The following is a 1,628-nucleotide window of genomic DNA, read 5'->3' as shown; positions in this document are numbered from 1 at the left end:
GTTGATCGACTCGATCACGTTCGTCGTGCAGATCACCCGGCGGATCTCCACGTCGTGCTCCAGGAACGGCACGAATTCCGCCCAGGGGCTCTCCCACAGCTGCACGATCGCCGGATACCGCTGGCCCCACTCGGCTTTGAACTCGGTGAACCGGTCCTTCGCCGCGGCCTCGGACGGGGCCGTGTAGACCGGCTTGAGCGCCTTGACGATCCCGTCGCGGTGTTGGCGGCCGGCGTAGCGGAAGCTGTTGCGGATCAGGTGCACGATGCACTGCTGAACCACCGTCTGCGTCCAGGTGGTGTCGATCGCCTCCGGCACGCCCTTGAGTCCGTCACAGACGGCGATGAGCACGTCCTCGACGCCCTGATTCTTCAGCTCGGAGAAGACCTGCAGCCAGAACCGGGCGCCCTCGGCGCCGTCACCGGCCCAGATCCCGAGGATGTCGCGTTCCCCGTGCACGGTGACGCCCATGACGACGTAGAACGGGGTGTTGCGCACCTGCCCGTCGCGGACTTTGACCACGATCGCGTCGACGAAGAGCACCGGGTAGAGCGGGTCCAGGGGGCGCGAAGACCACTCGGCCAGCTCGCCGACGACCTTCTCGGTGATCCGGCTGATGGTGTCCTTGGAGACCCTGGCCCCGTAGACCTCCTCGAAGTGCGCCGCGATCTCCCCGGTGGTCAGCCCGCGGGCCGACAGGGAGAGGACGATCTGATCGATCCCGTCCAGGCGCCGCTTGCGCTTGGGCACGATCACCGGCTCGAAGGACCCGTCCCGGTCCCGAGGCACCTCGATCTCGACGGGGCCGATCTCGGTCAGCACGGTCTTCACTCGGGTCCCGTTGCGCATGTTGGCCGCGATCGGGGTCTGCCCGTGGTCGTGGCCCAGGTGTTCGGTCAGTTCGGCTTCCAGGGCGGTTTCTAGGACGTTCTTCGTTAGCTGGTTCAGCAGCCCGCCTGGGCCGACCAGACTCACGCCTTGCTCCTTCGCCTGGGCCAGCAGCCGCTCGGCGAGGTCCTTCTGATCGATGATCTCTCCCGTCACGGGATCGGTCATCTCCTCTGTCCTGTCTGTCGTGAAGTCGGTCACGGCCGTCTCCTTTCGGATCAGGCCGGACCCTCACACACCGTTTTTCTTACAGTCCCGACATGGGAAAGCAGTGAACCTGCAAGGAAGGGAGCATGAAGTCAGACTCCCGATCATTGGGGCATGTGCTCGGAGGCAAGTCGCGCGAAGATGAGGGTGTCGGTCCATTCGCCCTTGCTGAACCAGTCCTGGACGTGATGTGCTTCGAGCCGGAGCCCGACACGACGAGCGAGTGTTGCCGAGGCGCTGTTGCGGGCATCCATCTGCGCGGTGATGCGGTGGAGTTTGTAGTGGTCGAACCCGAGGGCGATTACTGCTCGGACGGCTTCGCTGGCGAAGCCGCGCCCACTGTGGTCCGGGTCGAGGACCCACCCGATCTCGCCTTGGCGCTGTTCGTGATCGGTGAGCCAGAGGGCGACGTCTCCGATCGGGACGCCGTCATGTTCGATGACCAGCGCAAGCGCACCAGTGTCGCCATCGATGTCAGTCTTCGCTAGCCGCTCGGCGAGCTTTTCGCGGGTGACTTCTGCGGTCCATGGCTC

General features: G+C 65.1%; 2 protein-coding genes. Both read right to left on the bottom strand.

Features of this window, described 5'->3' with window-relative positions:
- A partial coding sequence (locus L979_RS11720; RefSeq protein WP_047692393.1) for an IS256 family transposase occupies window positions 1–1,056 on the bottom strand: 1,056 nt, incomplete at its 3' end.
- Window positions 1,057–1,199: 143 nt separating this feature from the next.
- A partial coding sequence (locus L979_RS11715) for a GNAT family N-acetyltransferase (RefSeq protein ID WP_047692392.1) occupies window positions 1,200–1,628 on the bottom strand: 429 nt, incomplete at its 5' end.

This window comes from Kocuria sp. ZOR0020 (assembly GCF_000800955.1).
Taxonomy (GTDB): domain Bacteria; phylum Actinomycetota; class Actinomycetes; order Actinomycetales; family Micrococcaceae; genus Kocuria; species Kocuria subflava.
Note: the sequence above shows the minus strand (reverse complement) of the source record. Positions and strands in the feature narration are given on the sequence as shown.